The 25,507-nt window shown below is 59.8% G+C and carries 22 protein-coding genes and 2 pseudogenes; 13 read left to right on the top strand and 11 right to left on the bottom strand.

What is annotated here, in order from left to right:
* Nucleotides 1-501: 501 nt before the first annotated feature.
* From HHL24_RS34540 to HHL24_RS34525, 4 genes are read right to left on the bottom strand one after another with little or no spacing between them, the layout of a single operon-like run.
* Complete coding sequence (locus HHL24_RS34540) at nucleotides 502-1,431, bottom strand: VOC family protein (RefSeq protein ID WP_169489772.1); 930 nt, start codon at nucleotides 1,429-1,431, stop codon at nucleotides 502-504.
* Nucleotides 1,432-1,469: 38 nt separating this feature from the next.
* Nucleotides 1,470-1,958 (bottom strand): cupin domain-containing protein, encoded by a 489-nt coding sequence (locus tag HHL24_RS34535; RefSeq protein WP_169489771.1) that lies wholly within the window; start codon nucleotides 1,956-1,958, stop codon nucleotides 1,470-1,472.
* A 60-nt stretch (nucleotides 1,959-2,018) separates the two neighbouring features.
* Nucleotides 2,019-2,480: a DoxX family protein gene (locus HHL24_RS34530; RefSeq protein ID WP_169489770.1), complete on the bottom strand. Its 462-nt coding sequence runs from the start codon at nucleotides 2,478-2,480 to the stop codon at nucleotides 2,019-2,021.
* 12 nt (nucleotides 2,481-2,492) lie between these two features.
* On the bottom strand, nucleotides 2,493-4,520 hold the full coding sequence (locus HHL24_RS34525) for a GMC oxidoreductase (RefSeq protein WP_230417681.1): 2,028 nt from the start codon (nucleotides 4,518-4,520) through the stop codon (nucleotides 2,493-2,495).
* Nucleotides 4,521-5,032: 512 nt separating this feature from the next.
* Here HHL24_RS34525 and HHL24_RS34520 point away from each other — a divergent pair.
* Together HHL24_RS34520 and HHL24_RS34515 are read left to right on the top strand one after the other, a co-directional pair.
* On the top strand, nucleotides 5,033-6,823 hold the full coding sequence (locus HHL24_RS34520) for a glycoside hydrolase family 15 protein (RefSeq protein WP_169489769.1): 1,791 nt from the start codon (nucleotides 5,033-5,035) through the stop codon (nucleotides 6,821-6,823).
* A 394-nt stretch (nucleotides 6,824-7,217) separates the two neighbouring features.
* On the top strand, nucleotides 7,218-7,658 hold the full coding sequence (locus HHL24_RS34515) for an HdeA/HdeB family chaperone (protein WP_169489768.1): 441 nt from the start codon (nucleotides 7,218-7,220) through the stop codon (nucleotides 7,656-7,658).
* A gap of 2 nt (nucleotides 7,659-7,660) precedes the next feature.
* Here HHL24_RS34515 and HHL24_RS34510 read toward each other — a convergent pair whose 3' ends face one another.
* Nucleotides 7,661-8,194, bottom strand: coding sequence for a PRC-barrel domain-containing protein (locus HHL24_RS34510; RefSeq protein WP_169489767.1), 534 nt, complete (start codon nucleotides 8,192-8,194; stop codon nucleotides 7,661-7,663).
* 412 nt (nucleotides 8,195-8,606) lie between these two features.
* On the opposite strand from HHL24_RS34510, the gene HHL24_RS34505 reads away from it, so the two are divergent.
* Nucleotides 8,607-10,823, top strand: a complete 2,217-nt coding sequence (locus HHL24_RS34505; RefSeq protein WP_169489766.1) for an amylo-alpha-1,6-glucosidase — start codon at nucleotides 8,607-8,609, stop codon at nucleotides 10,821-10,823.
* 36 nt (nucleotides 10,824-10,859) lie between these two features.
* On the opposite strand, the gene HHL24_RS45165 is transcribed toward HHL24_RS34505, so the two are convergent.
* The 4 genes and pseudogenes from HHL24_RS45165 to HHL24_RS44670 form a co-directional block, all read right to left on the bottom strand.
* The gene (locus tag HHL24_RS45165) at nucleotides 10,860-11,027 is read right to left on the bottom strand and encodes a hypothetical protein (protein WP_407947542.1); all 168 of its coding nucleotides are present in this window, start codon (nucleotides 11,025-11,027) and stop codon (nucleotides 10,860-10,862) included.
* Complete coding sequence (locus HHL24_RS34495) at nucleotides 11,008-12,207, bottom strand: chloride channel protein (RefSeq protein WP_169489764.1); 1,200 nt, start codon at nucleotides 12,205-12,207, stop codon at nucleotides 11,008-11,010. Before HHL24_RS34495 ends, HHL24_RS45165 begins: the two co-directional genes overlap by 20 nt.
* 43 nt (nucleotides 12,208-12,250) lie before the next feature.
* Nucleotides 12,251-12,835: an MFS transporter gene (locus HHL24_RS44680; protein WP_407947540.1), complete on the bottom strand. Its 585-nt coding sequence runs from the start codon at nucleotides 12,833-12,835 to the stop codon at nucleotides 12,251-12,253.
* A gap of 10 nt (nucleotides 12,836-12,845) precedes the next feature.
* Nucleotides 12,846-13,402, bottom strand: a pseudogene (locus HHL24_RS44670) (MFS transporter).
* Between the two features lie 224 nt (nucleotides 13,403-13,626).
* On the opposite strand from HHL24_RS44670, the gene HHL24_RS45160 reads away from it, so the two are divergent.
* The 8 genes and pseudogenes from HHL24_RS45160 (at nucleotide 13,627) to HHL24_RS34450 (ending at nucleotide 21,127) form a co-directional block, all read left to right on the top strand.
* Entirely contained in the window at nucleotides 13,627-13,905 is a 279-nt protein-coding gene (locus HHL24_RS45160) for a sensor histidine kinase (protein WP_169489763.1), read from the top strand.
* Between the two features lie 346 nt (nucleotides 13,906-14,251).
* Nucleotides 14,252-14,971, top strand: coding sequence for a Crp/Fnr family transcriptional regulator (locus HHL24_RS34480; protein ID WP_169489762.1), 720 nt, complete (start codon nucleotides 14,252-14,254; stop codon nucleotides 14,969-14,971).
* Nucleotides 14,972-15,431: 460 nt separating this feature from the next.
* Nucleotides 15,432-15,644 (top strand): annotated as a pseudogene (locus HHL24_RS34475) (GMC family oxidoreductase); the annotation flags it as partial.
* Entirely contained in the window at nucleotides 15,629-16,654 is a 1,026-nt protein-coding gene (locus HHL24_RS34470; protein WP_169489761.1) for a cytochrome c oxidase subunit II, read from the top strand. The pseudogene HHL24_RS34475 and the gene HHL24_RS34470, both read left to right, overlap by 16 nt.
* Before the next feature lie 26 nt (nucleotides 16,655-16,680).
* Nucleotides 16,681-18,672: a cytochrome c oxidase subunit I gene (ctaD, locus tag HHL24_RS34465; RefSeq protein WP_169489760.1), complete on the top strand. Its 1,992-nt coding sequence runs from the start codon at nucleotides 16,681-16,683 to the stop codon at nucleotides 18,670-18,672.
* Nucleotides 18,665-19,264: a cytochrome c oxidase subunit 3 gene (locus HHL24_RS34460; protein ID WP_169489759.1), complete on the top strand. Its 600-nt coding sequence runs from the start codon at nucleotides 18,665-18,667 to the stop codon at nucleotides 19,262-19,264. The genes ctaD and HHL24_RS34460 overlap by 8 nt, the downstream gene beginning before the upstream one ends.
* Nucleotides 19,265-19,274: 10 nt before the next feature.
* Nucleotides 19,275-19,775: a hypothetical protein gene (locus tag HHL24_RS34455; RefSeq protein ID WP_169489758.1), complete on the top strand. Its 501-nt coding sequence runs from the start codon at nucleotides 19,275-19,277 to the stop codon at nucleotides 19,773-19,775.
* 5 nt (nucleotides 19,776-19,780) lie between these two features.
* Entirely contained in the window at nucleotides 19,781-21,127 is a 1,347-nt protein-coding gene (locus HHL24_RS34450) for a c-type cytochrome (protein ID WP_407947539.1), read from the top strand.
* A gap of 86 nt (nucleotides 21,128-21,213) precedes the next feature.
* On the opposite strand, the gene HHL24_RS34445 is transcribed toward HHL24_RS34450, so the two are convergent.
* Complete coding sequence (locus tag HHL24_RS34445) at nucleotides 21,214-22,209, bottom strand: SDR family oxidoreductase (protein ID WP_169489756.1); 996 nt, start codon at nucleotides 22,207-22,209, stop codon at nucleotides 21,214-21,216.
* Between the two features lie 339 nt (nucleotides 22,210-22,548).
* The gene (locus tag HHL24_RS34440; RefSeq protein WP_329606788.1) at nucleotides 22,549-22,929 is read right to left on the bottom strand and encodes a response regulator; all 381 of its coding nucleotides are present in this window, start codon (nucleotides 22,927-22,929) and stop codon (nucleotides 22,549-22,551) included.
* A gap of 736 nt (nucleotides 22,930-23,665) precedes the next feature.
* Here HHL24_RS34440 and HHL24_RS34435 point away from each other — a divergent pair.
* Together HHL24_RS34435 and HHL24_RS34430 are read left to right on the top strand one after the other, a co-directional pair.
* Nucleotides 23,666-23,824 carry a DUF3309 family protein gene (locus HHL24_RS34435; RefSeq protein ID WP_169489755.1) on the top strand — a complete coding sequence of 53 codons (159 nt, stop codon included), beginning with the start codon at nucleotides 23,666-23,668 and terminating at the stop codon, nucleotides 23,822-23,824.
* 334 nt (nucleotides 23,825-24,158) lie between these two features.
* Complete coding sequence (locus HHL24_RS34430; protein WP_169489754.1) at nucleotides 24,159-25,439, top strand: Nramp family divalent metal transporter; 1,281 nt, start codon at nucleotides 24,159-24,161, stop codon at nucleotides 25,437-25,439.
* The last annotated feature ends 68 nt before the right edge of the window (nucleotides 25,440-25,507 follow it).

Genomic DNA, 25,507 nt, shown 5'->3' with positions numbered 1-25,507 from the left:
AGGAGAAGAGATAAAGCTGGACGAGTACAACCAGATGAAATCCGAAATGGCAAAGACATAAAGCAGCAAAAGCGGAGGGGCCGCCCATTGCTTCCGCTGACCTGCGTATTCTGACTATCGATGGCTGTTCATCGAGAGGTGAGCTTGAGCGGTCTGGGAGGGGAGTAGCGTCGCTGCAACAACCGCTTTCATCTCGTGCAGGACGTGTGATTGATCGTCTGCCGCACCTGGGTTCGAGGGGCTCGCTGCCGGGTGCTTCCGCAGCATGGAAAATGCATTCGATGCGTCATTTGACCATATGAGGACAGCGATTGACCGCGAGGTGAAGGCCGGGCGGACACTCTGATGGCACATACACGTTTGATGCGTACGAATGCTCGTCGAGGCACCGGTTGAGGCGCGATCTGCGCGACGTTGCCGTTGACATAGGAGTCGTCGCTGCCTCAATATACTTTCCAGCAACGCGTGAACCGCGCATCCATCAAGTCTCCACAGCATCGGTTAGGTATGTTCGACAAGCAACAGAAGGTGACCATCGGGATCCGAAAGGAGCGCGGTAGACGCCTGGGAGCAGTTGCTCACGACGCCTCGTTGTGGAACCGCTAGCGAGTCGACGATAGCGCGTACGTCTGAAACCTCCAGTACAAGTCTGTCGCTTGCAATATCGCTCGGTGTCGATGACGTTGTCAGCGACCTTCCAACCGGTGACCGGTAGGCAAGCAGTTCGATATGCGGCGTCACTTTCCCGGAAGGCTGCAAGGCGACGACATCCACTTGATCACCTTGCAAGTTGTCGAGCAGGCATTGCTCGTCACCGTAGTTGGTTTGCCGGCTGACGACTGTCATTCCCAGGATCCCCGTGTAGAAGGCAATACTTCGCTGCGCATCGGCCACACTGATTGCAGAGTGGTCGATACCATCCGGATCACCGGGTTGCGCGTCGGGATATCCAGGCAGTTGAAGCAGTTCAAGCGGATGCCCATCGGGATCTCTGAACTTGAAAGCGCTCGCGCCACCACTGTGCGCCGGCAATCGTATCGGTGCCGGTGCGTTGCCTGCCCGTTGGGAAATCGCAATGGGCGATGGCGACACGCAATCTGGGCGATAAAGGCGTCGGTATGCCGTATCGATGTCGACGCATCGTATGGCGAAGTGCTGAAACCACAGATCGGCCGATGTACTGTCAGTAGGATAGCGGCGCACACCCGGACCTGCTTCAATCAGTTCAAGCTCCTGGGCGCCGAACTTCAGACGTTGGATCGTCGGTATTCCGTCGGGATATCCAAGCATGCGGGCGAGTGCGGGGCTCATGGTGAAGCTTGGGCTGCTCGTCCTAAAGCCGAGGCGCTCGTGATAAAAGGCGACGCTGCGTCGGAGATTTGAAACGTTACGACTGATGCGTACCAGTTGCTTTACCGTAGCGGATGTCATGGCGTTTGTGTGCTCTCGAAGCGATCGAGGCGGCTGCCTCAGCGAAAATGCCCGGGCTGACGGATTGGTTCGGCGTGAAGCTGAATGGTCATCAGAATCGCTGGCTCGTTGCCAATCGTGCCTGAGCGATGTCCCTTGCGATGCGCGCGGTCCCCAACACAACCCTGATCTTCGCCGAGCGACAGGTCACCCGGACCCATCTCAATGCGAGTTCCGTCCATCGATTCGACCCACCAGCGGCCTGAGATCGGTAGAATCCACTGAGGGGCGGGATTCTCGTGCCACTCGCCTACCCACCTGACCGGCTGCACAGTGAACACAACCGTCGCACCCGTGGTTGGTTGCGAGTTGTTCCACTGCGGTGCGGCGTTCCCGATGCCTTTCAGCTTGAAGCGATCAAGCTCACAACGCGTCTGGTGACTCACGCCGCGTTCGTCGCTCCACAAATGCCAATAGCCAATCCGTGGACTCTGATCAGGATCAGGTGGGCGGGAGGCGCCGACCTCTGGTCGAACTGTGTTAGACATGAAAGGTTCCCTCTATATCAAAAGCGCATTCCATTTGAAATTCCTCCTCGCGCCGTCTGATCAGGTTTTTGCGGACGCCGCGTACGGTGCCGTCGCATGTGACGCGAGACGCACGGCTGAGGTGCCCGGTGCAGGACTGCCGATTACCAGCAACAGCAGACCACCAGCCAAGCCGAAGTTCTTCAGGAAATCCCAGAAGTGAGAGCGCCCCTCGCCGGTCCCGGACCAGAAGCGTGAGTATTTCCAGAAAGGGTGATAGAGCAGAGCGGTTACCACGCAGAAAGCTGCTAGAACCGAAGCCGCAAGCCGGTCATGCCAGCCGATGACGATGCAGACCGGTGTCGCGAGTTCCACCATGATCGCGATGACAAGTAGCACTGGTCCGCCGGGCAGGAACGACGAGTTTGCCTGCTTTAGCGCATCGGTCCAGTGCACGACCTTGTCCAGACCGCTAAACGGGAACATCACCACGAGGCATACGCGGGCGATGAGTGCTGCGACGTCAGGATTGAGTATGTGCATGCCGTCCCTCGCTCACATTGCCGCGGCTTTCACACCAAGCCGTTCGGCGATTCGATCCGCGACGCGTAATGCGTTAGCGACGATCGTCAAGGTCGGATTGACCGCACCGATCGACGGGAAGAAGCTCGCGTCCGTGATGTAGAGATTGTCGAGTTCGTGTGCCTTGCAATCCAGATCCAGCACCGAATCAGCCGGGTCCGTTCCGAAACGTGCCGTGCCCGCTTGATGCGCGGTGCCGCCAATCGGTACATTCTTGCCTAGGTACAAACTTCGCTCCATCAACACGGAATGGGCACCAGCCAGACCCAGTAGCTGCTCGAGTTTCTTCTTTAAGCGCCAGTGAGCCTCCATGTTGCCTTCCACGAGATCCAGGACCACACGCTCGCCGTCGTACCTCACCCGGTTTTCCGCACGCGGCAGATCTTCGCTGGACAACCAGAAGTCCATCGAATGCCGTGCCATCTCTTCGAACGGCATCTCGGGAAGCCAGCTCAGCCATTCCGGCAGGGCCTCGCTGCGAATCTGGTCCGCATGCGAAGTGGCGCACATCTGGATCAGGCCGAGCGGGTAGGCCCAATCGTCTGCGTTGAAGTAAAAGTCGCTGACTGCAAGCGTCTTCTGGAACATCGTATCGTTCGGCTCGCGCATGAGCGCCATCAGGATGGACTGGTTGTGGCGCATGTAATTGCGCCCGACCTGATCGGAACCGTTCGCGAGTCCATGCGGATGCCGCTCGCTCGCCGAGCGTAGAAGAAGTAACGCGGATGAGAGCGCGCCACACGCGGCAACGATAATATCGGCGCTATAGCGTTCGTGTGCGTCTTTGCGCACCACATGGACGGCGGTGACGGTGTGGCCACTGGGGTCTGTTTCGAGCCTGGTGACGTAGGCGTTCGTCAGCAGGGAGAAATTCGGATACGCGGCAAGCGCGGGATCAACGCACACGACTTGCGCGTCAGCCTTGCCATTAAGCAGGCAAGGGAACCCGTCGAATGCTGCGCAGCGGATACAGGTGCTGGTTGGCGTGACCTTGCCGTCCTTCTCATCAAGGAGAATGCCGAGCGGCAGATGAAATGGATGAAGCCCAGCATGCCGAAGCGAGTCGTGCAATGCCTGGATACGCGGTTCATGTGAAACGGCTGGGTAAGGGAAAGGCGTGCTGGACGGCGGCTCGGTGGGATCCTCGCCACGTTGACCGTGTACGTGAAACAACCGCTCCGCCTCACCGTAATACGGTTCAAAATCTGCATACTTCAGCGGCCATGCTGGCGATATACCGTCCTTGTGCTGAAGTTCATCGAAATCGCGCTCTCTGAGCCGGAAGAGGGCGGCGCCATAGACCTTTGAATTGCCACCAACGTAATAATGCAGGCCCGGATGAAATTTGCGGCCATCGCCGCCGTACCAGGTCTCGGTCGTTTGATAGGCCCCTTCGACGAAAACTGTTTTCGGATCCCAGTTGGCGATTTCACGTTTCAGATAGTCACCACGTTCCAGCAACAGAATGGACTTACCAGTCGACGCAAGCTTGCGTGCGAGAGAAGCGCCGCCAGGGCCGCTGCCGATCACGATCACATCATAACGCTCCATGACTGCGCATTCCCCTTGTATGTCGGTGAACGTCAGATCGGAATCCGGCCGCGTGTCGTCTCGTTTCTTCATGACACGAGCAAATTCGGGAACGAACGAGCGGCGCACCTGGCGGCGATGATCAACACACCCTGCTGTCAGCAAGTTTCGCTCCCGTACGGTTTTAGTAAGCGAGACGCGTCGTCTGACGACGAACCGCTTGTCCATAGCCTTGAAGGTGGTGCTGGCAACCCGGGCTACCGCCAGGCATCGCCCTCCTACGAACCATCTCCAGGCAAATACGACCGAAGTGCTCAGAGAAAATTTACCAATCGCACAATCGTGCCAAATATGAAGATGAGGGCGGTCAATCCAGCCAGCAACACCGCAAACGTGGTTACGGGCACCGAGATCGCTTTGAGCCAAGGTGAGTTCTGCATGGGGACCCCGAAACGCTTTAGCGTCGTTCAATAGCGAACCGATCCGTACGAAGGACACCGAACGGGACACGGACGAACGCAGACGGCGGACTACGCCAATGGCCCACGCTATCAAGCGTAGGTGGTGATTCTTAGGCAGTTCTTAAACGGCGAGACCTGCCGCTCGCTGTTGCCGAGCGGTGGCTGGCAACAGCCGGCACATCTGCGTTTAATGTAGTTCAGAGACTACGTCCTGTTGGCGTTCCGCCGGCGCGCTTTTTTATTGTCATCGAATGATGCACAGGCGGGGAGCGGGGGGCTGAAGCAAAGCGGTAGGCGTTGCGCTGCCGGCGATCCTAACTCGGTCTATCCACGATTGAGGTTGAGGCCGTACTGGTATCGATATGTCCGGGTATTCGAACGCTTGCGCGGCATGATATGTCTAATTTCAATGGCAAGTAGGGAAGGGTGGGCACGCGATCAGGTTAGATCGCGTACCTGTCATGAAATAGCTAGATTCCACGTGCAGGCAAGCGGCACGACTCTGGAGCGATACGGCACACGATGCAATCGAAAATTGAAGATTACGCATTTGTCGGTAACGGCCGCTCGGCGGCCCTGATCTCGCGCTTCGGCTCGGTCGATTGGCTCTGCTGGCCGCGTTTCGATTCGGACGCCTGCTTTGCCGCGCTGCTAGGAACCGACGAGAATGGCTTCTGGCGAATCGCGCCAGGGACAGGGGAGGTCGCCTCGTCGCGGAACTACGTGGACGGTACGCTCATACTGGAATCCCGGTTTGATACTCCGGATGGAATTGTCGAGGTCGTCGACTTTATGCCCTTGTGCGATGACTTTCCTGAGCTTGTTCGCATAGTGCGTGGTGTGTCGGGCACGGTGCGAATGCATATGGACTTTGTCGTCCGGTTTGGCTACGGCAATTCGGTCCCATGGATCACCCGACTCGAGGACGGCAGCGGGATCAGGGCGGTGGTGGGCCCCGATATGGTGGCGCTAAGAACCCCCGTCGAGCTGACAGATACGGCATTGCATACGTCAAGCGACTTCACCGTGAATGCTGGAGAGGATGTCGCGTTTTCGCTGCGCTACGGCCGCGCCTATGAGGCGCTGCCGGTTGCCCGCAAGACCCACGAGATGTTGACCGACACCGAGAGGGACTGGAAGGCCTGGTCGTCTCGCAGCAAGGCTCACGGGAAGTACAAGGAAGCGATCCAGCGCTCCCTGATCACGCTCAAGGCGATGGCATATCGGGCGACGGGCGGTATCGTGGCCGCGTTGACGACTTCACTGCCCGAGACACTCGGTGGTAATCGAAACTGGGATTATCGATATTGCTGGTTACGCGACGCAACGCTCACATTGCGGGCGCTGATGCGGGGAGGCTATTACGGGGACGCGGGGCGCTGGCGCGACTGGCTCGTACGCGCCGTGGCGGGCGCACCTGAGCAACTGCAGATTATGTACGGGCTGGGTGGCGAACGGAGGTTGCAGGAATGGGAGTGCGATTGGCTACCCGGATACGAAGGATCGAGCCCCGTTCGGATCGGTAATGCTGCGGCTGGACAGCTTCAGCTCGACGTGTTCGGCGAGGTGATGAACGCATTGCACGAAGCGCGAATTGGCGGCCTTCCAGACGATGCCGAGACCTGGGCAGTACAGGTAGCGCTACTCGGACATGTCGAAAAAATATGGGAGCAACCTGATGAGGGAATTTGGGAAACCCGTGGAGGACGACAGCAGTTCACTTTTTCGAAGGTCATGTGCTGGCTTGCGGCGGATCGGGTCATCCAGTCCGCTGAGCAGTTCAATCTTGAAGGTCCGTTGGATCGTTGGCGAGCGCTGCGAGACGCGATTCATCACGATGTCTGCACTCGGGGCTTCAATGCGCATCGTAATGCATTCGTTCAGCAGTATGGAGGCGATGCGTTGGACGCGAGCCTGTTGCAGATGGCAATAATCGGTTTTCTACCGCCCGACGATCCCCGGATACGAGGAACAGTCGACGCGATTCAGCGCGAGCTCATGAGCGATGGGTTTGTGATGCGCTACAAAACCGAAACGATGCGTGACGGCTTGACCGCTGGCGAGGGCACCTTTCTCGCCTGCAGCTTCTGGCTTGTCGAAAACCTCAGTCTGCAAGGGCGTGATGACGAAGCAGCGGCTCTTTTTGACAAACTGCTTGCACTTCGAAACGACGTGGGGCTGCTTTCGGAAGAATACGACGCGCAGGCGCAGCGTCTGGTCGGAAACTTTCCACAGGCGTTTTCGCATACGGCGTTGGTGGATACGGCATTCAATCTGCTTGAACGACGGCGAGCCGGATCGGCGCAGGTGTGACGGCTGAGACAGGTGAGCGCGAGCGGCGGCCGTTGTGATCGTGAGCAGCGGCACCACACGGAACGCGCATCGTTCGACGGAATGACGCTAGATGAGTGGAACACGTTCATCGCTGTCGATCGTATCCCAGTACTGCATCGTACAGACATCGATCCCGGCAGCGCACATCTTGTTCCTTCGTGAAGAGGTCGATTCGGGAAGAGTGTGTCTGGACGGAGCCTCACATCCGACAATCAGGCGAAAATGAGGGGCCACACTTTCTGCGTGTGCATTTCGTGTCACAGGCGCAAGCAGTGGCGTTAACGCGTCTCTAAGGAAAGTCAGCTATCGCTGACGGCCGTCCAAGGTGCATTGTCTAACGGACTCGTTATCATTCGATCGTCAGGAAAATGTCATGAGAAACGTTTTGATGAGGGCGTTCATGGTGGGTTTAGGCCTGTCACAGATTGCGTTCGCACAACCGCCCATGAAAGTGCAGCCGGGAAAGATGAAATGTGAAGATTTTGTTGCGCTGGATGACAACTACAAACCCGCGTTGGTGTATTGGGCTGCGGGTGTCGACCAGCTTGGCGTGAAAGAAACCGATGAACTTGTTGTCGACAACGCGAACCCTGTTGGGTTAGTCGTTGACGAATGCAAGAAAACCCCAAAAGTACCCTTTATGGGCAAGATCAAGCAGTTGGCCAGGTCGGGACGATTCAATGTCGTCGACCACGACGATCATCACCAGGGCGCCCGGCTTTTTCCCGTCGAGGCGCGCACCGCGTACTATGGCGCACGTTCTGGCGAACGTGACCATGCGTTTTCCAGTTCAGACGGCTTCGCCGCGCGGTGAAGTCAATTCAAGAAATGCGCCTTCCAGTAGCTATCCACCTTTTGACTCTGCTGGGCGAAGTCGCCATGCGAAGAGAACTTGCCTTCCTTTACCTCCGGGGCGGCGTTCAATTTTCCCTTGGTCGTGTCGAGCACCAGCATGGTGGCGCCTGTGTTCGCCTGGAAGTCTGCCCAAGGCATCGGGACATATTTTTCATCGATCTCGAACAGGCCGCCGCGGCCAATCACCAGATAAGCAACCTTGCCTGTTTGCGGACTCAGAACGATATCGCTGACGCTGCCAAGATCCTCGCTTTGCGGGCTGACCACGCTTGTGCCGATTAACTGTGCAGACCGGAAGGACCTGTTGCCGCCGATGACGGGCTCAGCGGTGGCGACTTGATGGGCCCGCCAATCCGAATCCTGCACCTCAATTTTCGGGTCATGGCCATTGCCCATATCTGGCGCGTAGCCTTTGTAGATAGCGCAGCTCGTCGCAAGCGATGACTCACACGCCTGGTGTTGACCGCGTCGCGCGAGAATGTTGGCGGAGGTCATGAGCGTGCGCACCTCGTACGCTGGCCGTGCCGACTAGTAACTGGTGGTATTTACGCGCCTGAAGACAACGCTTGCTACTTGCACGGCCAATTCTGATTCGGACCTGGCTCACGAGCCGGATGAAAGATAACCTTCCCACACACCGCATGGAGAGGGCTGTACGCTAGCGTTCAGCGAACTTCGGTAGGTGAGGGTATCGCCAGGAGTGAAGAATCCGAATCGCTGATGCCAACGGCTCGGCACGTTCAGGCCAGATTGCGGCCCGGTACGCCAGCGGACAGACAGTCATGCCGATTGCGTACACCGTGCTGCTGTGTGCCGGGGTCGATAAGGGAACTGGATCGTACGGTCACGTTGACTGCGCTGACGTAACCGTGCACGGCGAACCAGGAAGCAGCGCGCAAGGATGAACATGTCAATTGAGATCAGGGTTGGTCCAGCACAACTCGCTATTCACCAAGGGCACTCGGTCCTGCTCAGCGACCCCGACGGGCAGATCCAATGGCCGAGCCATAAAGGTCTGTACTTCTATGACACCCGGATGATCAGCAGTTGGTCCGTCTACGCCAACGGCGAGCCGTGGGATCTGCTCAACGGTGGCGCAACCACCTCCTTTGGCGAGCGCATTTTTCTGGCCAACCGCGCACTCGTCACGGAGGCCGGCCCGATCGCATCGCATACTATTGGGCTTGTTCTCAGCCGTCATATTGGAGGCGGCGTGCACGAAGACATCGATCTCACCAACTACGGCGCATCAAAAGTGCGCTTCAACTTCGAAATCTCGGTGCGCTGTGATTTCGCCGACATTTTCGAGGTCAAGTCGGGGCACTTCGTTCGACGCGGCAACATTACAACGGAATGGGCCCGCGAAGACCAGCGTCTCACGACCGCGTACCGTAACGGCGATTTTTCCCGTGAAGTGGCGGTTACGGCCCGTAACGGCGACGCGCCGGCGGGATATGCGAATGGCCGCATCACGTTCGATGTCGAACTGGCCCCCGCTGCCACGTGGCACACCTGCCTCAACTACGATCTGCTGGACGGTAAAGTGTGTTATCCAGCGCCGGAAAGTTGTATGAACCAGGCCGGAGACCAGTCGGAGAACCGCAAACGGCTCGCGGCCTGGCGCGAGGCTGTGCTCAAGGTTGAGAGCAGCAACGATGAATTCAGGAACCTGTTTCAGCAGGCGATCGACGACATGTTTGCGCTGCGCCTGCCGATCCTCGGCACCCGTCCTGACCGGACACAACTTGTAGCGGCCGCCGGGCTGCCGTGGTTCGTGGCGTTGTTCGGACGTGACAGCCTGGTCGTCTCGATGCAGACGTCGCTCGTCTACTCCGACTTTGCGCGGGGGACGCTGGATGCGCTGGGTGCTACGCAGGCGACCGAGATCGACGACTATCGCGACGCCGAGCCAGGGAAAATCATGCATGAACTCCGTCTGGGGGAACTGGCGAAACTCAAGCTGATTCCTCACACGCCATACTACGGAACAGCTGATGCAACGCCCCTCTATCTGATCACACTACACGATACCTGGTGCTGTACCGGCGATCGCGAACTGCTCAGGCGTCATCTGCCGACCGCCGAGCGTTGCCTGGAATGGATCGACAGGTACGGCGACCGCGACGGTGATGGCTTTCAGGAGTACGCCACGCGTTCGTCGGCCGGGCTCGAGAACCAGAGCTGGAAGGACTCCGGCGACGCCCTGGTGTACCCCGACGGGACCTTGGTCAACGGGCCGAAGGCACTCTGCGAATTGCAGGGCTATGTCTACGACGCGTGGTTGAGGATGGCGCAGATCTACGATGTGCTCGATGACCCGGGCCGCGCAGGGGCGCTGCGGACGAAAGCCGCTACGCTATTCACACAGTTCAACGAGGCGTTCTGGGACGAAGACAGCGGCTTCTATGCCTTCGCGCTCGACGGCGAGAAGAAGCAGGTGTTGAGTGTCGCGTCCAATCCGGGTCATTGCCTGTGGTCGGGCATTGTGCCGCCCGAACGCGCCGGGCGTGTGGTGGCGCGGCTCATGCAACCGGACATGTGGAGCGGTTGGGGCATACGCACGCTGTCGGCCAGTCACCCGGCCTATAACCCATTTTCATATCAGAAAGGGGCCGTATGGCCACACGACAATGGCCTTATTGCGCACGGATTCAAGCGCTATGGCTATTCCGCAGAGGCGGCCCGGATCGCGTTCGACGTGTGCGAGGCAGCGAGTTTTTTCAGATTGAATCAGTTGCCCGAACTCTACGCCGGACTGCAGCGGGACGACGCGAATTTCCCCGTTCAATATCCAGGCGCTAACGTGCCGCAGGCGTGGGCTGCAGGGGCGGTCTTTTCGCTGTTACAAGCGATCCTCGGCTTGCAGCCGGATGCACCCCACGAGATGCTCTACATCGATCCGGACCTGCCGTCATGGCTGGGCGATCTGACGGTCAGGGACTTACGCCTTGGCGAACAGACCTTTGATATCCGCTTCTGGCGGGTCGACGAGAAAACGCAGTTTAGCGTGCTGAAGGGCAATCCTGCAGCAGTTGCACGCCGCGACATGACCGTGTGGAGCGACTTGGTGAAACGTGAAGTCAATGCCGTATCCACTCTCGCTGGGCAACCGGGTTGCGATTGAGGTGTCCCGACTCGCCATCGTTGCGTTATCCCTCCATCATCCCGGAGACAGATCGCGCGCTTTGCGCCGCGCCTCAACCTGGTCTTCGGATAGCCTGGCTTCGTAGATCGAGCGCGGCTCGATTGAACGTGCGACGAGGGTGGCCGTCACCACAGCAAGAAGCAACGGTACAATGAACGACCGGTCACGACCCGTTAGTTCCATCATCAATACCACGGCTGACACCGGTCCCTGAGTTGTGGCCGCGAGCACCGCGGCCGCAACCGATTACGGCGAACAGCCCCGGCGGCGCACCGGGCCACAGCCATGACCACGCGTGTCCCAATGCGGCGCCCAGCAGCGCCCCTAAAGCCAGAGATGGGGTGAACAGACCACCCGGTGTGCCGCATCCCATGCAGAGGGCGGTTGCCAACGGCTTCAGAAACAGGAGCGACAGCAGGAGTGCGGGCGCGACCTGTCCCACGAACGTCAATTGCGCGATGTCCTTACCATTGCCGAACAATTGTGGAAACTGGATCGAAATGACCCCGAGCACGCCGAGTGTCAACGGGGGGGCGATTAACCGACGCCAGCCTTGCGGTTTATGGCGGTCTGCGAAAGCGATCGTGCGGACATAGACAACCGAAACAAGGCCGGCAATCGGACCAGCCACCAGCGCCCAGACGGTTACGCACGTCGAGTTGAGATAGGAGGGAATCAGATAGGTGGGAGCGTCGGGCAGCACCAGCCAGGAGACGGCGGTGGCGACCAGGGCCGTCAGCAAAGCGGGCAGCACCATTCTTAGCGATAGCGCGCCGCGCAGTACTTCGAGGGCGAATAGCGCGCCACCCAGTGGGACGCCATAGGCTGCCGCCATACCCGCGCCCGCACCACAGGCGACCAGCAAACGGCGTTGTCCGTCAGGCAGATGCCCGGTGTCTGAAATCGCGTTGGCGATCACCGCGCCTGCCTGCTTGGGGGCGCCTTCTCTCCCGAGCGATACCCCCATGCCGACCACGATGACGGATAGGACAGCGCTCCCGAGCGTGCGAATGGCGGGCAAGCGTCCGGCGGAAAACCAGATTGCCTCAGTGATGTCGATGCCGTTTGCGCTGGACAACCGCACCAGCACAATCTGTCCGATGCCCGTTAGGACACCCGCACCTAGCAGCACCAGTACGTGCCGCCAGGCCCCCGCCTGCGCAGCCGCATCCAGCAGGGAGGCACCCGGACCCGGCCACAGCAGATGCTGCACGAGTTCAAGCAGCCGGGTCAATGCGGCGGCGCCTGCTCCGGTGCCGACGCCGGTGAGCAGCACCGCGAGCCAGAATCGTGCAGCGCCAGGCTGCATAAGCGTGACGGGTACCGCGTTTTGAACCGATGCGCTGTTTTCCGTGCGCTCCATCCCGAGTCACCATTCCGGTTGGCTACCGCAGACATCTAGTTTTTCAGGAAATGCAAAGTTCCGAGACTGAGTCGGCGCTTAACGCCCAATCTCGCGCAGCCGCTTGCCAGCCATCAGGTTCTGCTCGTTCCGTTCGAGCGGAACACCGCGTGTTTCCGGCACAAAGAAGAAAGTGAGGGCGATGAAACTGGCATTCAGTGCCGCGTAGATTTGCATGGAGATACGGCGAAATGCCGAGCGCAAGCAGACCGCCGAGTGTTCCCGTCCCCGCCGCCATCACGGTGAAGCCCGTCAGCAGAATCGGGCGGCCTCCCCAGCGGTCGACCAGTCCGATCGCGACGAACGTCGCCAGCACATTAACCGCCCCCACAATCACGGCCCCCCCACATCCGCGCCTGATGACCGCTATATCCAGCCAGCCGAAGATTCTTGGTGCGTAGTACATCTCCACACTGATCCCGGTGAGTTGCTGGACGACCTGCAGCATGATACCGAGTGTCAGCGAACGACGGAAATCGGGACTTTTGCGCAGCAGCGCAGAGCCGTGTTCCTTCACTTTCAACTGCTGCGCAATCTCGCGCATCTCCTGATCCACCACAGTCATCCCGTTACGCAGGCTTTTGAGCACTGTTCGAGCCTCATCGTCGCGGACCTTTCATCATTAACCAGCGCTGGCTGTCGGGCAGCGTCAGCACGCCCACGAAAAAAATCCCCGCTGGCACGGCAACGACGCCGAGCATCCATCGCCACTCACCGCTCGCCGAGAACGCCGGTGCGACAGGAACGCCGCAAGGATGCCAACTGTGATCATGAACTGATAGGTTGATACCATGGCGCCGCGGACGTTGCCTGCGGCGATCTCCGACAGGTACAGCGGACCTGTGAAAGTTGCGATCCCGACCGCAACCCCAAGCACGAGACGCGCAACGACCGGGATCGTCGGGTTAGGCGCAAACGCGCACGCCAGCGCGCCGACAACGAAGGTCGAGGCGGCGAGCAGAAGCGAATACTCGCGTCCGAAGCGGAATGACAGCCAGCGGGCCAGCAGTGCATCGATTGCTGCGCCGACCATCATCGAACTGACGATCCACTCCTGCAGGCGGTCGCTCACGTGGAAGTCCTTTGAGATAAACGGCAACGCGTCGGCGATCACCCCGATGTCCAGCTCGAGCAGCAGGTCGGCCAACGCGGCCATCGCGCAGGTCATCCATACGCGCCGGCGATTGCCGCCATAGCGGCGTCAGCGGACCGCGCAACTCATGCGCAACCATGGCCAGGATCTGATCCTTGACCTGCCGCGGCAGCCGTCAAACGCGACCAGACAGTTACCGTACATGCTCCCGACAGGACGCTTCGTCTTCAAGGCGCCCCCGTTCGGCTCATGCAGGCTTTCAGCAATGTTCTGCGCAACACCGTGAAATGCACGCCGGAGAATGGCTGTATCAACGTGACCGTTCGTGCGGACGGGAAAATCCCGTCGTATCTGTAAGGGACAACGGTCAAGGCATTTCGGACACGCTGTTGCCGTATGTTTTCGATCTTTTCGCTCGCCGCAGCCGGACGATTTCGTGCAGCGTGGACGGGTTAGGGATTGGCCTTGCGGTCGTGAAAGCTGTTGCCGAATCGCATGGCGGGACAGTGTGGGCTCTTAGTGCTGGCAGCGAATTCACGCTTCGGCTACCGGTCGTCGTGGAATAGGGCGGCATGCTGGCTGGTATGTGACCGTAGGGCATGCGGCCAAGGATTCTAAATTCAGTCGAGTCGACAAGGCGCAGTGCGATTGTGACTTTCCTGGTGCCGCAAGTAGCGGTTTACTGACGCGATTGCCGGTTCGCGGAGATGACAGCGGACGGCAAGGATACTGAAGCCCGCGACCTATAATTTTAAGGACGAGGTGAGCCGGGCGTTCACTGGATGCCGCAGCACGTTGCAAGGCAGCGGCAAATCTGAAGCGTCCACCCCACTGCTCGTGGCGTCTCGTATAGTGAATCGCGATTCTACGAAGACCGTGTCGTTTCTGGGTATGTGCCCGTGGGAGTGACATATGAAAGATGAACAGAATCTCATCGGGAACCATCTTCTCGCAGTTCTTCCCGCACCAGAGTGGGCGCGCGTGGCCCCACATCTGGTGCTGGTTGATATGCCACTCGGGAAGGTGGTATATGAGTCCGGTGATCGCCAAAGTCACGTCTTTTTTCCGACTACGTGCATCGTATCGTTGCTGTACGTGATGGAGGACGGTGCGTCGGCAGAAATTGCGATCGTGGGCAATGGTGGACTTGTCGGCATTGCGCTTTTCATGGGCGGTGAAACGACGCCGAGTCGGGCGGTCGTGCAAAGTGCAGGGCAGGCGTACAGGCTGGATGCCCGGATCATGAAAGAGGAGTTTCATCGGGCAGGTCCGGTGCAGCGACTGTTGCTGCGCTATACCCAGGCACTCATCACGCAGATGGCGCAGACAGCCGTCTGCAACCGGCATCATTCGATCGACCAGCAATTGTGCCGATGGCTATTGCTGAGCATCGACCGGCTACCCTCGAACAAGCTGGAGATGACACAGGAACTGATCGCTAACATGCTTGGCGTCAGGCGATCCGGTGTAACGGAGGCCGCGCTCAAATTGCAGGACGCGGGGTTGATTCGCTACAGCCATGGCCATATCGAGGTGCTGGATCGCCCTGGGCTCGAGAAACGCGTATGTGAGTGCTATGCCGTGGTGAAGCGGGAATTCGACCGGCTGTTACCCGATCAGACGGCGCTATAAGGAAAGCGTCGCTTTTACGCGTGCACGGGCGGGCGCATTCCCCGGCTGGTAATGGCCGGGGTAAGCTGTTTAGCGCCGACATAGGGGCAGCGTGAAGATCGCAATGCGACTGAAGCATTCGAACGTTACCGGTTGACACGGATTGCACTTCGACAAAACTGGAGTAACCGTAGACGTTCCTTGGGGCACTTCAGGCTCTTGCGTTTATATTGTCTCTCGCGTCCCGAAGTGTGGCTGCCGGAGGTGTTGAAATGGTTAGATTGCCGATAGTGGCGCATGACGACGGGCCGGGTTGCCTTATTCGTTTGCATTCGGAAACCTGTCGGGAATCGCCTATGCTGAGAGGGCAAAAGCACGTACATTGGACTGTCAGATTGTCCACTTCACTTGCCGGCGACGGAGAGTCCGCGTCGGAGTCGACCAGTCGCTGACTTGGGGATGAACGATGTCTGAGCACAGCACAGTGCGCATGCGCGACGATTCACGCACGAGCGTAGTCAACGCAGACTGCCGTTGCTGGGACATCCCCAATCTGTGGATCTGCGACGGCTCGGTGTTCCCTACCGTAGGTGGAGTCAATCCGTCACTGACGATTCAGGCGATTGCCTGCCGCACGGCTGATCGTATCGAAGCGCTCGCTGCGCGTGGGGAGTTGTCGTGCGGCCCGCGCTGATCCCGGGCACGCTCAATCTTGTGCTTGTCCCGGCGTTTCTGTCGCCGTCGTCTGCGCACGCCGATGTGCCGCTCGAATATTTCCTGCACGCCGCAGGCCCCGCTGCTTCGCCGACGATGCATCTCGGCTGGGGCGTGACTGCAATGTGTGTCGCAGTCGTCACCATCATTGCCATCCTGTTGGCCGGCGCGCTCGTGCGGCGGCGTCCGGCCGCCGCTCCGGGTGCGCTGGGCAGGGAGGGCGGCGGTATGGCATGGATCTATATTGGAGTCGGCCTGTCGACTGTGGCGTTGCTGGCGTCGCTTTTCTACACGCTTGTTACGCTCCAGGCGGTCGCACAGCCATCGCCCGCGCCGGCGTTGACGATCACGGTCACCGCGTACGACTGGTGGTGGAAGATCGACTATGCTGACGACCCGGATCCGGCGCAGCGCTTTGTTACGGCCAACGAAATTCATATTCCGGTTGGCGTGCCGGTCAAGATCGACCTCAAGAGCGCCGACGTCATCCACGCCTTCTGGGTGCCGCGTCTGGCCGGCAAGACTCAAACGATCCCGGGGCAGGTCAATACGCAATGGATCCAGGCAGACGCGCCCGGCGTCTATCGTGGCCAGTGCTCCCAGTTTTGTGGCCCGCAGCATGCGCACATGGCATTCGAAGTCGTCGCACAGACGGCGGCGGACTTCGCTGCATGGCGCGCTGCGCAACTGCACCTCGCAGTGTCGCCCGCTGACGAGTCGGCGCGTGCTGGCCAGAAAATTTTCATGGACCGCTGCGCCGGCTGCCACGCGGTGCGTGGCAGCGATGCCGCTGGTGTATTCGCCCCGGATCTCACGCATGTCGGCTCGCGTCGGCAACTCGCCGCGGGCACCTTGACCAATACTCCCGCGCACCTGCTTGACTGGATCCAGCATGCGCAACAGATCAAGCCGGACGCCCTGATGCCCAGCTTCGCACTGAACCCGCACGACGCCGCTGCGCTGTCCGCGTATCTGGCGACGCTCCGCTAGCGCTTCGCTCCCAGACAAGGAAGAACATGGCCGACCTCGCACCGAATTCTCCCGACCTGCGGCTTGCGCGCCGGCCAGAAATCGGCCGCATGCCGCAGGGTTCGGAGCGTGAACATCGTCTGCGCGAACTATGGGAAAGCGCCCCTGGCTGGCGTGGCTGGCTGTCGACGGTGGATCATAAGCGGGTGGGGCTGCGCTACATCGTAACCGCCTTCTTCTTCTTGATTGTCGGCGGCGTCGAGGCGCTCATCATGCGTATTCAGCTTGCTCGGCCAAACTCGCATCTGCTGTCGCCGGAGCAATACGATCAGCTCTTCACGATGCACGGCATCACGATGATTTTCCTGTATGCGCTGCCTGTTCTTTCGGGCTTTTCCAACTATCTGTGGCCGCTCGTGCTCGGTGCGCGAGACATGGCGTTTCCGCGCCTCAATGCGCTCTCTTACTGGGTGTTCCTGTTCGCGGGGCTCTTTCTCTACGCGAGTTTTCCGCTCGGTCAGGCGCCCGATGCCGGCTGGTTCAATTACGTCCCGCTCGCGAGCCTCGAATACGACACCGGCCCCAACATCGACGTCTACGCGCTCGGCATGGTGCTGCTAGGCATTTCGACCACAGTCGGATCGGTCAACTTCGTGGTCACCCTATTGCGCATGCGTGCACCGGGCATGTCGATCGACCGCTTGCCGATTCTGGTGTGGGGCACACTCACCGCCTCGGCGGCTAACCTGCTGGCGATCCCGTCGGTCAGTCTCGCTTTTCTCATGTTGTGGCTCGACCGGCAGTTCGGCACCCATTTCTTCGACGTCGGCAACGCTGGCCGGCCGATGTTATGGCAACACCTATTCTGGATGTTCGGACACCCGTGGGTGTATGTCGTCGTGCTGCCGGCGATGGGGATCGTCTCCGACGCGCTGCCGACCCTCTGCCGCCGGCCGCTGGTAGGCTACACGCCGGTTGCGATCTCCACCGTCGCGACGATGATAATTGGTTTTGTCGTGTGGATTCATCACATGTTTGCGACGGGCATTGCGCCGCTCGCGCTCTCGTTTTTCGGTGTTGCCAGTACACTGATCTCGGTCCCGAGTGCGGTTGCCACCTTCGCGTGGATCGCGACGATCTGGCTCGGACGGCCCGTGTATCGCGTGCCGTTCCTCTTTTTCGCAGGGTTCGTGCTGCTCTTTGTCATCGGCGGTGTGTCCGGTGTGATGACGGCGGCGGTACCCTTCGACTGGCAGCTCACGGACACCTACTTTGTCGTCGCGCACCTTCACTATGTGCTGCTCGGGATCAACGTTTTTCCCGTGCTCGGCGGCATCTATTACTGGTTCCCCAAGTTCACGGGCAAGATGACCAACGAGACCCTCGGCAAGCTGTCGTTCTGGGTCAGCTTTATCGGCTTTAACCTTGGCTTCTTCCCAATGCATATTTCCGGGTTGCTCGGCATGCCGCGGCGAATCTATACCTATCCGGCGGACATGGGATGGAACACCACCAACATGATTACCTCGATAGGGTCGTTCGTGCTGGCCATCGGGATTCTTGTTTTTCTCGTCGACATTGCCATCAGCTTGCGGCGGGGCAAGCCGGCTGGCGACAACCCGTGGGACGCCGCGTCGCTCGAATGGTCGGTGTCCTCGCCGCCGCCGTCGTACAACTTCGCCGTCGTGCCGGTCATCGCGAGCCGGAATCCACTCTGGGAAGACCGGATCGAGGAGGGCGCCCATTCAAGACTCGACGAAGGCTTTCTGCTTGACCATGGGCGCGAGGCGCTGGGCACGACGTCGCTCGACGCCAGACCCGACATCATCCTCAGGATGCCTGCGGATTCTTATGCGCCGTTCCTGCTCGGCGTGTCCAGCGCGCTGCTGTTCGTGGCGATGCTGCTGCATGCATGGATCGCCACCGCAGCCATGGTGGCGGCGTGCGGCGTATCGATGGTCGTATGGCTGTGGCCGGAGCGGTTGCTGATCCAGCGCGAACCGCAGCCGGTGGAAGACGCGGGAGCCAGCCATGAGTGATCTGACCAGCCACGGCGACCTCTTGCCCGTGGGCAGCGCCGGCCAGTTGTCGAGCGGCTGGTGGGGCATGATGGCGACGATCGTGACCGAAGCGTCGCTATTCGGCTACCTGATTTTTTCATACCTTTACCTCGCATCGCAGACCGCGCAGCACTGGCCGCCGGAGGGACTGCCGAGGATCGATATCGGCGCGCTCAACACGGGTGTCCTGCTGTCGAGCAGCGTGTTTGTGTGGCTGTGCGAGCGCCTCGTGCGGCGGCGCAGGATCAGATGGGCTGTCGCGTCGATGGCTTTCGCGATCGTGCTCGGGATCGTTTTCGCCGGCATTCAGTTGAAGGAATGGCACGACCACCCTTACGGCATAGCGTCGAATCTGTACGGATCGCTGTATTTCACGATCACTGGCTTTCACATGATTCACGTGGCGGTCGGACTCGTCGTGCTCGCGTTCCTGCTGGCCTGGACGGCACTGGGCTATTTCGACGAACGGCGTTGCGCCGCGCTGAAAATTGGCAGCCTGTACTGGCATTTCGTCGATGTCGTGTGGCTCTTCATCTTCACGACGCTGTACGTCACGCCCTTTATCTTCTAGGAGAGCGACGATGTTAGCCATAGCGACCCATCAGCAGCGCCCCGGCCGCGCGAAGCCGCCGGAAGGCGGCCGGACCGCCGACGGCAAGCACCGGCGCGGCGCGCTGCGTCACGGAGGCGGTGGTTGGCTGACGATGCTGTTCGGACTCTTCGGCGCGGCTGCGGTGTGGGTTTTGCAGACCGAGATCGGCGAGACGCTCGCGGCCCAGGCATGTTACTCGCACCGTGCGCCACTGGCAGCGCCTCAATGGCCGTGGCTGATGCCGACGCTAGGCGCGGTGAGCATCGGTGCACTGTTAATCGGCCTGGGTGGGGCGGCCATCGCATGGCGCAACTGGCGCATGGCGCGGGAGGAGCGTTCGGGTTCCGCTCACTCGGTCGCGGACACAAGCAGAGGACGCATCCGCTTTCTTGCAACGGCGGGCCTGATGCTCAGCCTGCTCTTTCTGGTAGGGTTGGTCGCAAGCGGGTTCGCCGTGCTGCTCGTGTCGCCTTGCAGCGCGTGGCGATGATTGTCATGAACCGCTTCGCTCGGCGTGCCGCTTACTTCCTGATCATCGCGACGACGATGGGGGCCGTGCTATGCACGCGGGTGCTTACCTCTGTTCACGCGCAGGCGACAGCCCCTACCACCGATAAGGCAGTGGCAATAATGGACCCGACGCTGATCTCGCGCGGTGAATATCTCGCGAAGCTTGGAGACTGCGCCGGTTGCCATACCGCGCCAAAGCAGGGCGCACCGTTCGCCGGCGGTCTTGCCATGGGTTCGCCTTTCGGTACCATCTATTCGACGAACATCACACCAGATCGCCAAACCGGCATCGGCCACTACAGTTATGCCGAGTTCGAGCGCGCACTGCGTGACGGTGTGGCGCCTGGCGGCAAGCGACTCTATCCGGCGATGCCCTATGCGTCGTTCACGAAGATCAGCGATGCGGACATGCTGGCCCTGTACGCGTACTTCATGCACGGCGTGCTGCCGGTCAGCAACCGGCCGCCTGAGACGATGCTACCGTTTCCGTTTAGCCAGCGCTGGGGGCTGTTCTTCTGGGATACCGCATTCGTGCGGCACGAGCGCTTCAAGCAGGATGACAAACGCGACGCGCAATGGAACCGGGGCGCCTACCTCGTGCAGTCTCTCGGCCATTGCGGTGCGTGTCACACGCCGCGTGGGGCCGGTTTTGAGGAGCGTGGCTACGACGAATCGTCGAGGCTCTATCTGACAGGCGGCGCCAACGACAACTGGTTCGCACCGAACCTGACCGGCGACCTGGGCTCGGGACTCGGGCGGCTATCGCCGCACGACATCGCTGCGTTTCTCAAGTCTGGCCACGGTGCCGCTGTGCACATTGTCACGTTTGGCAGCATGGTGCAGGTGGTCGAAGACAGTGCCCAGTACTTCACCGACGACGATCTGAATGCAATCGCGCACTACCTGAAGAGTCTTCCCGCGCGCGAACCTTCGGGGGCTTACAACCCGCAGTCCCAGAAAGCGCAGGAGATGGCTGTTTCGCTCAAGACCGGCGATGTCGAACACCCGGGGGCCGGGCTGTACCTGGCGTTCTGTGCGAAGTGTCACCAGACCGATGGACGCGGCGTGCTGCAGAAATTTCCCGCACTGGCTGGCAATCCGACAGTGCTCGCGCTGGACACAACATCGCTGCTCCGGCTCGTTATCGAAGGCGGCGCCAGCCCGCAGACGCTGAACGGCCCCCCAACCCGCAAAATGCCGGCGTTCGCGAACCAGTTCACCGACGCCGAGATCGCCAGCGTGCTGACCTTCGTACGCACTAGCTGGGGCAATGAAGCGCGGCCGGTTGCGAAGCGCGACGTCGCTGTATTGCGCGGTAAGCTCAAGAAGTGAGCGAACTCGAACTCCGGAACAGCCGGAAATACTTGGCTAGCTGCCTCAACGGATGTAGGACGCACTTTTCGCCGCAGCGCCTCTCGCTACACCTTGTTTTTTTTTGCGAGTAGGCGAACGCAACCTATCACACCGATGGCCGCCAGCGTCCAGAACGCGGCGCGGTGACGATCGGTGAACATCTCCCAGCTCCCAGCTTTCGAACGGCTGTCAAAGCGGCCGTGCGCGCCGTAGGCGCCTGGCACGGGTTCGAACAGATTGGCCGGCGCGTCGTCGGGGAGCGGCTCGTCAGTCAGTTGGCCCTTGTAGCCCGCCGTCGCCAGGTACCTATCGATGAGACCGGGTGCGATGCGATTGGCAAGGATCGCCTTGACGGTCGGCCATCCTACCCAGACCTGCCGGCGCTTGTGCGTGGCGGCGAAGAATATGGCACGCGCCGGCACCTCCGGTTCGTAAATTGGTGCAACGGGCTGGGCTTTTTTTCCCATCTTGTTCAATGCCCAGTCGAACTGGGGCGTGTTCACCGCCGGCAAATCCACCATCGTGAGATGAATGTTGAGTTTGTCATGGAGGATCTCCGAGCGCAGGGAGTCCGTGAAGCCTCGAACCGCAAATTTGGCGCCGCAATAAATCGATTGCAGCGGCACCGAGCGGTAGCCTAGCGCGGAACCTACATTGACGATCGTGCCGCGGTTGCGAATCCGCATACGTGAGAGTGCAGCCATCGTCCCGTGTACCTGGCCCAGGTACGTCACTTTAGTTCCGCGCTCGAACTCCTGTGCGGTCAGCTTTGATACGGGCGCGAAGACCGTCGCCATTGCCACGTTTACCCATACGTCGATCGGTCCTAGTTTGTCTTCTACCGCTGACGCAGCGGTCTCAACCGCGTCGGCGTCCGCGACATCTGTAGAAATCGCTACGGCGCGCACGCCGTATCTCGACCTTAAGTCAGCTGCAGCCCGCTCGATCCTGTCCTTGTCGCGCGACAGAAGCCCGACGTCATAGCCCTGCATGGCAAACTCTTCGACAACGGCTCGTCCAACCCCAGCGCCAGCTCCCGTCACGACCACGATCCTCGACATCTTCATTCCTTTCGACAGAGCAAAAAACCTGCCGCGCGTTAGGCTTCATCGGTTGGACGGAGCCATCCTTCGGGTTTGGGACGCCATCGCCTAGTGTCAGGCGCAAGCCGGCAGGCTAATCGGCTTCCGTTCCAGACTGGATGCCTCCAACCGAAGGATAAGTAGCAATCTGCATACCTGAACGATCGACCTCGCGTGGCCCGCTGGTCCAGTACAAGTGCGCTTAGGTTTTCACGCTGTCGCCGACTCTGTTAGTGGTCAACTCGCGTCTGCGGGCGTCGCCGAAGGCCTATTGCGATAACCGTATTCCGTAGGCGACGTTAGACGACCTGACCTGGACTATCCAATTCTTGGTCCGCGCATCCCGTTTTGATTTTCGAGCCCAAGGGCAATCGCTGCGAGGATTACTGGCATCAGAACGGGCTTCACGAAATGGTGATTGAAACCGGAGCGCGTCGACTCCTCGTATTCCGACGGTGAGGTTAGACCGGTCGCGTCCACCAGTAGCGGCGACGGTGTCGTCTGGACACGGCGGATCATTCTCGCCACCGCGCGCCCGTCGAGACGCGGCATGTCGATATCGAGCAATGCGACAGCCGGATGCCACGCGCAGTATTCGGCGAGTGCATCCTCACCGTCCCCGGCGGTCCGAACGTCAAAGCCATAGACACAAAAGAAGAGTTCGTACGCGGCTAATAAATCGGGATCGTAGTCGGCGATGAGCAGCCGCGCGGTCTAGGCGGTAAACATCCGATTCTCCTTATCAGACTTCACAGCGGGCCATCGTGCGGCGGGATGCCGGAGAGTCCCGATCGGAGGGGGACGTACGGAGTCTGACGTTGCGGTGGCCGGCGTTAGATCAGTGTCTATGGCTGGCCCGAAGCGACACGAGCACCGCGTCGCCGACGTCGTGTGGCAAAAGTAACGGCACGTCATCGCGAACGCGTATGCGGTACGGCAGCGTACGAGATGCGACGCCAGCCGTGGTCGATCTCACATTTCGGCGCGACAGCATGCGCCTGATTCGTTTGCGCTGTCGATCCCGGTTTCAACGCGGTAGCAGAGTTGACGTTCCTGTCCGTTGCCAAGACTCGTTCCATTCGCGCGCCAGCGCGCTCAAACGCTTTTCAGACTCGTGCAACTCCGTACGTCACCGGACCGACCGTCATTCGTTTGAGGGTTATGTTCGTAGCCAGGTGTAGCGAGTTTTCCTGTACTTCGGCAGCTGACAGAAATTTATCCCAACGATCCGGAACTGGTGAAATCAACCACGGCGAAGCGGAAAGCCTTTGTTGGTTCCAAGGCCGCTTGCGTAGCAAGTTCAGGTAAGCACATTCGACAGTGGAGCACTCGGTCGACATGATCAGGATGAGCGGTAGAGCAATGCCGCTGAACCGCCGGCATCTTCTTCAGCAGATTGTGCGTCAAGGGTAGTTCGTGGAACGAGGAGAGCGAAATGTCATTGGGAATCGTGCTTTTAGTTGTTGTACTCCTGTTACTGGTCGGAGCAGTCCCAACCTGGGGATATAGCAATGGGTGGGGTTATGGTCCGAGCGGGATTCTGGGATTGGTGCTAGTCGTAGTGGTTGTCCTGTTGGTGATGGGACGGTTGTGATTTGCGTGGCCCTGCTCGTCTGTTGACATTACATACGTCGCATGGTCAAGAGATCTGGCTGGAAAGGTAGCTGCTTCACGCTAGATACGATGGCAGGCACGTCGCTAACGAATTCTCATCGACAGCTAATGCCATCGGTACGTCGGGGATCGGAATCCTGAAACACGGCTCCTGCAGGACCGAATCCTGGCGGTTGAAGAGGAGCATGCGTGGAAGAAGGGTGACGCCTGAAGGCCTGTCTGTGATGATCAAGAAAGGGGGGGCGCCCAAGTGGTATTGATGTTGGCGTAAGTGATCTATCGGCCCATCAATCAGACGTCATGCGCCGGCATCCGTGAAAAAATACAAAACCGCACTTTCGGAAAACCAGTCGCTGCTGGAAAAGTTGGGGCCCGGTCTCATAACTGGTGCGGCAGACGATGATCCGAGCGGCATTGCCACGTACTCCCAGGTTGGTGCGGCGTTCGGGTATGGAATGCTATGGACGGCGATCGTCACATTTCCGCTCATGATCGGCATCCAGGTCGTGAGCGCCCGTATCGGGCGGGTCACAGGCGATGGAATCGCCGCCAATATCCGTAAGCATTATCCTCCGTGGCTACTTTACGGACTCGTCGTGCTGCTTCTCGTGGCAAACACGATCAATATAGCCGCTGACATCGGTGCGATGGGGGCCGCGCTGAAGCTGCTTATCGGTGGCCCCGCGCACTGGTACGCGATAGCCTTCGGCGTGGCGTCACTGGTACTGCAGATTTTCGTACCGTTTCCCCGCTATTCTCCGATCCTGAAGGCGCTGACGCTGGCGCTCTTTGCGTACGTGGGCACTGTATTTGTCGTCAAGGTACCTTGGGGGCATGTTCTGTACGAGACCATCATTCCGTCCGTGTCCTTTAACGTGCACTATGCAATCGGGGTGGTCGCCGTATTCGGTACCACTATCAGCCCATACCTATTTTTCTGGCAGGCCTCACAGGAGGTCGAGCAGCAACGGGCGGTGACGGGAGAGGAGCCACTGACGGCAGCGCCGCAGCAAGCCAGTCGGAGTTTGCATCGTATCCAGATAGATACTTATGTCGGCATGGGGTTTTCGAACCTGGTCGCCTTCTTCATCATGCTGACTGCCGCGGCAACCCTGCACATGCATGGAGTCACAGATATCCAGACCTCGGCTCAGGCCGCACAGGCGCTCCGGCCGTTGGCCGGCGAATTTGCTTTCCTGCTATTTTCTGCCGGTATCGTTGGTTGTGGACTGCTTGCCGTACCGGTTCTCGCGGGCTCGGCGGCTTACGCCGTCGCCGAGACGTTTCAATGGAAAATCGGTCTCGGACGGCAGCTCCTGAAGGCGAGAGGCTTCTACATGATCCTGACGGTTGCCACGCTTCTTGGCGTGGCGCTCAACTTCACACCCATCGACCCGATCAAGGCACTCTTCTGGAGCGCCGTCATCAACGGTGTCATTGCGGTCCCGATCATGGTGGTGATCATGCTCATGTCGGTGAGGCGCGATGTAATGGGTCAGTTCGTTATCGGACATTGGCTGAAAGCCGTCGGCTGGATTGCGACCGGCGCGATGGCGCTCGCGGTCCTCGCAATGGTGGCAACGTGGGGAAGATGAATGCAGCGGATATTGGCCGGCGGCCCCCTGCGCCAGCCGGTTCCGCTGCATCGCCCGTGACAACAGGG

It is taken from the genome of Paraburkholderia polaris (assembly GCF_012927345.1).
Lineage (GTDB): Bacteria > Pseudomonadota > Gammaproteobacteria > Burkholderiales > Burkholderiaceae > Paraburkholderia > Paraburkholderia polaris.
Note: the sequence above shows the minus strand (reverse complement) of the source record. Positions and strands in the feature narration are given on the sequence as shown.

Coding starts and splice junctions, on each gene's coding strand:
- HHL24_RS34455 (WP_169489758.1), top strand. CDS start 19,275: ATGTTAGCCATAGCGACCCATCAGCAGCGCCCCGGCCGCGCGAAGCCG.
- ctaD (WP_169489760.1), top strand. CDS start 16,681: ATGGCCGACCTCGCACCGAATTCTCCCGACCTGCGGCTTGCGCGCCGG.
- HHL24_RS34480 (WP_169489762.1), top strand. CDS start 14,252: ATGAAAGATGAACAGAATCTCATCGGGAACCATCTTCTCGCAGTTCTT.
- HHL24_RS34495 (WP_169489764.1), bottom strand. CDS start 12,207: ATGGAGCGCACGGAAAACAGCGCATCGGTTCAAAACGCGGTACCCGTC.
- HHL24_RS34445 (WP_169489756.1), bottom strand. CDS start 22,209: ATGTCGAGGATCGTGGTCGTGACGGGAGCTGGCGCTGGGGTTGGACGA.
- HHL24_RS34460 (WP_169489759.1), top strand. CDS start 18,665: ATGAGTGATCTGACCAGCCACGGCGACCTCTTGCCCGTGGGCAGCGCC.
- HHL24_RS34505 (WP_169489766.1), top strand. CDS start 8,607: ATGTCAATTGAGATCAGGGTTGGTCCAGCACAACTCGCTATTCACCAA.
- HHL24_RS34450 (WP_407947539.1), top strand. CDS start 19,781: ATGAACCGCTTCGCTCGGCGTGCCGCTTACTTCCTGATCATCGCGACG.
- HHL24_RS45160 (WP_169489763.1), top strand. CDS start 13,627: ATGCACGCCGGAGAATGGCTGTATCAACGTGACCGTTCGTGCGGACGG.
- HHL24_RS34540 (WP_169489772.1), bottom strand. CDS start 1,431: ATGACATCCGCTACGGTAAAGCAACTGGTACGCATCAGTCGTAACGTT.
- HHL24_RS45165 (WP_407947542.1), bottom strand. CDS start 11,027: ATGGAACTAACGGGTCGTGACCGGTCGTTCATTGTACCGTTGCTTCTT.
- HHL24_RS34520 (WP_169489769.1), top strand. CDS start 5,033: ATGCAATCGAAAATTGAAGATTACGCATTTGTCGGTAACGGCCGCTCG.
- HHL24_RS34530 (WP_169489770.1), bottom strand. CDS start 2,480: ATGCACATACTCAATCCTGACGTCGCAGCACTCATCGCCCGCGTATGC.
- HHL24_RS34510 (WP_169489767.1), bottom strand. CDS start 8,194: ATGACCTCCGCCAACATTCTCGCGCGACGCGGTCAACACCAGGCGTGT.
- HHL24_RS34535 (WP_169489771.1), bottom strand. CDS start 1,958: ATGTCTAACACAGTTCGACCAGAGGTCGGCGCCTCCCGCCCACCTGAT.
- HHL24_RS34515 (WP_169489768.1), top strand. CDS start 7,218: ATGAGAAACGTTTTGATGAGGGCGTTCATGGTGGGTTTAGGCCTGTCA.
- HHL24_RS34435 (WP_169489755.1), top strand. CDS start 23,666: ATGTCATTGGGAATCGTGCTTTTAGTTGTTGTACTCCTGTTACTGGTC.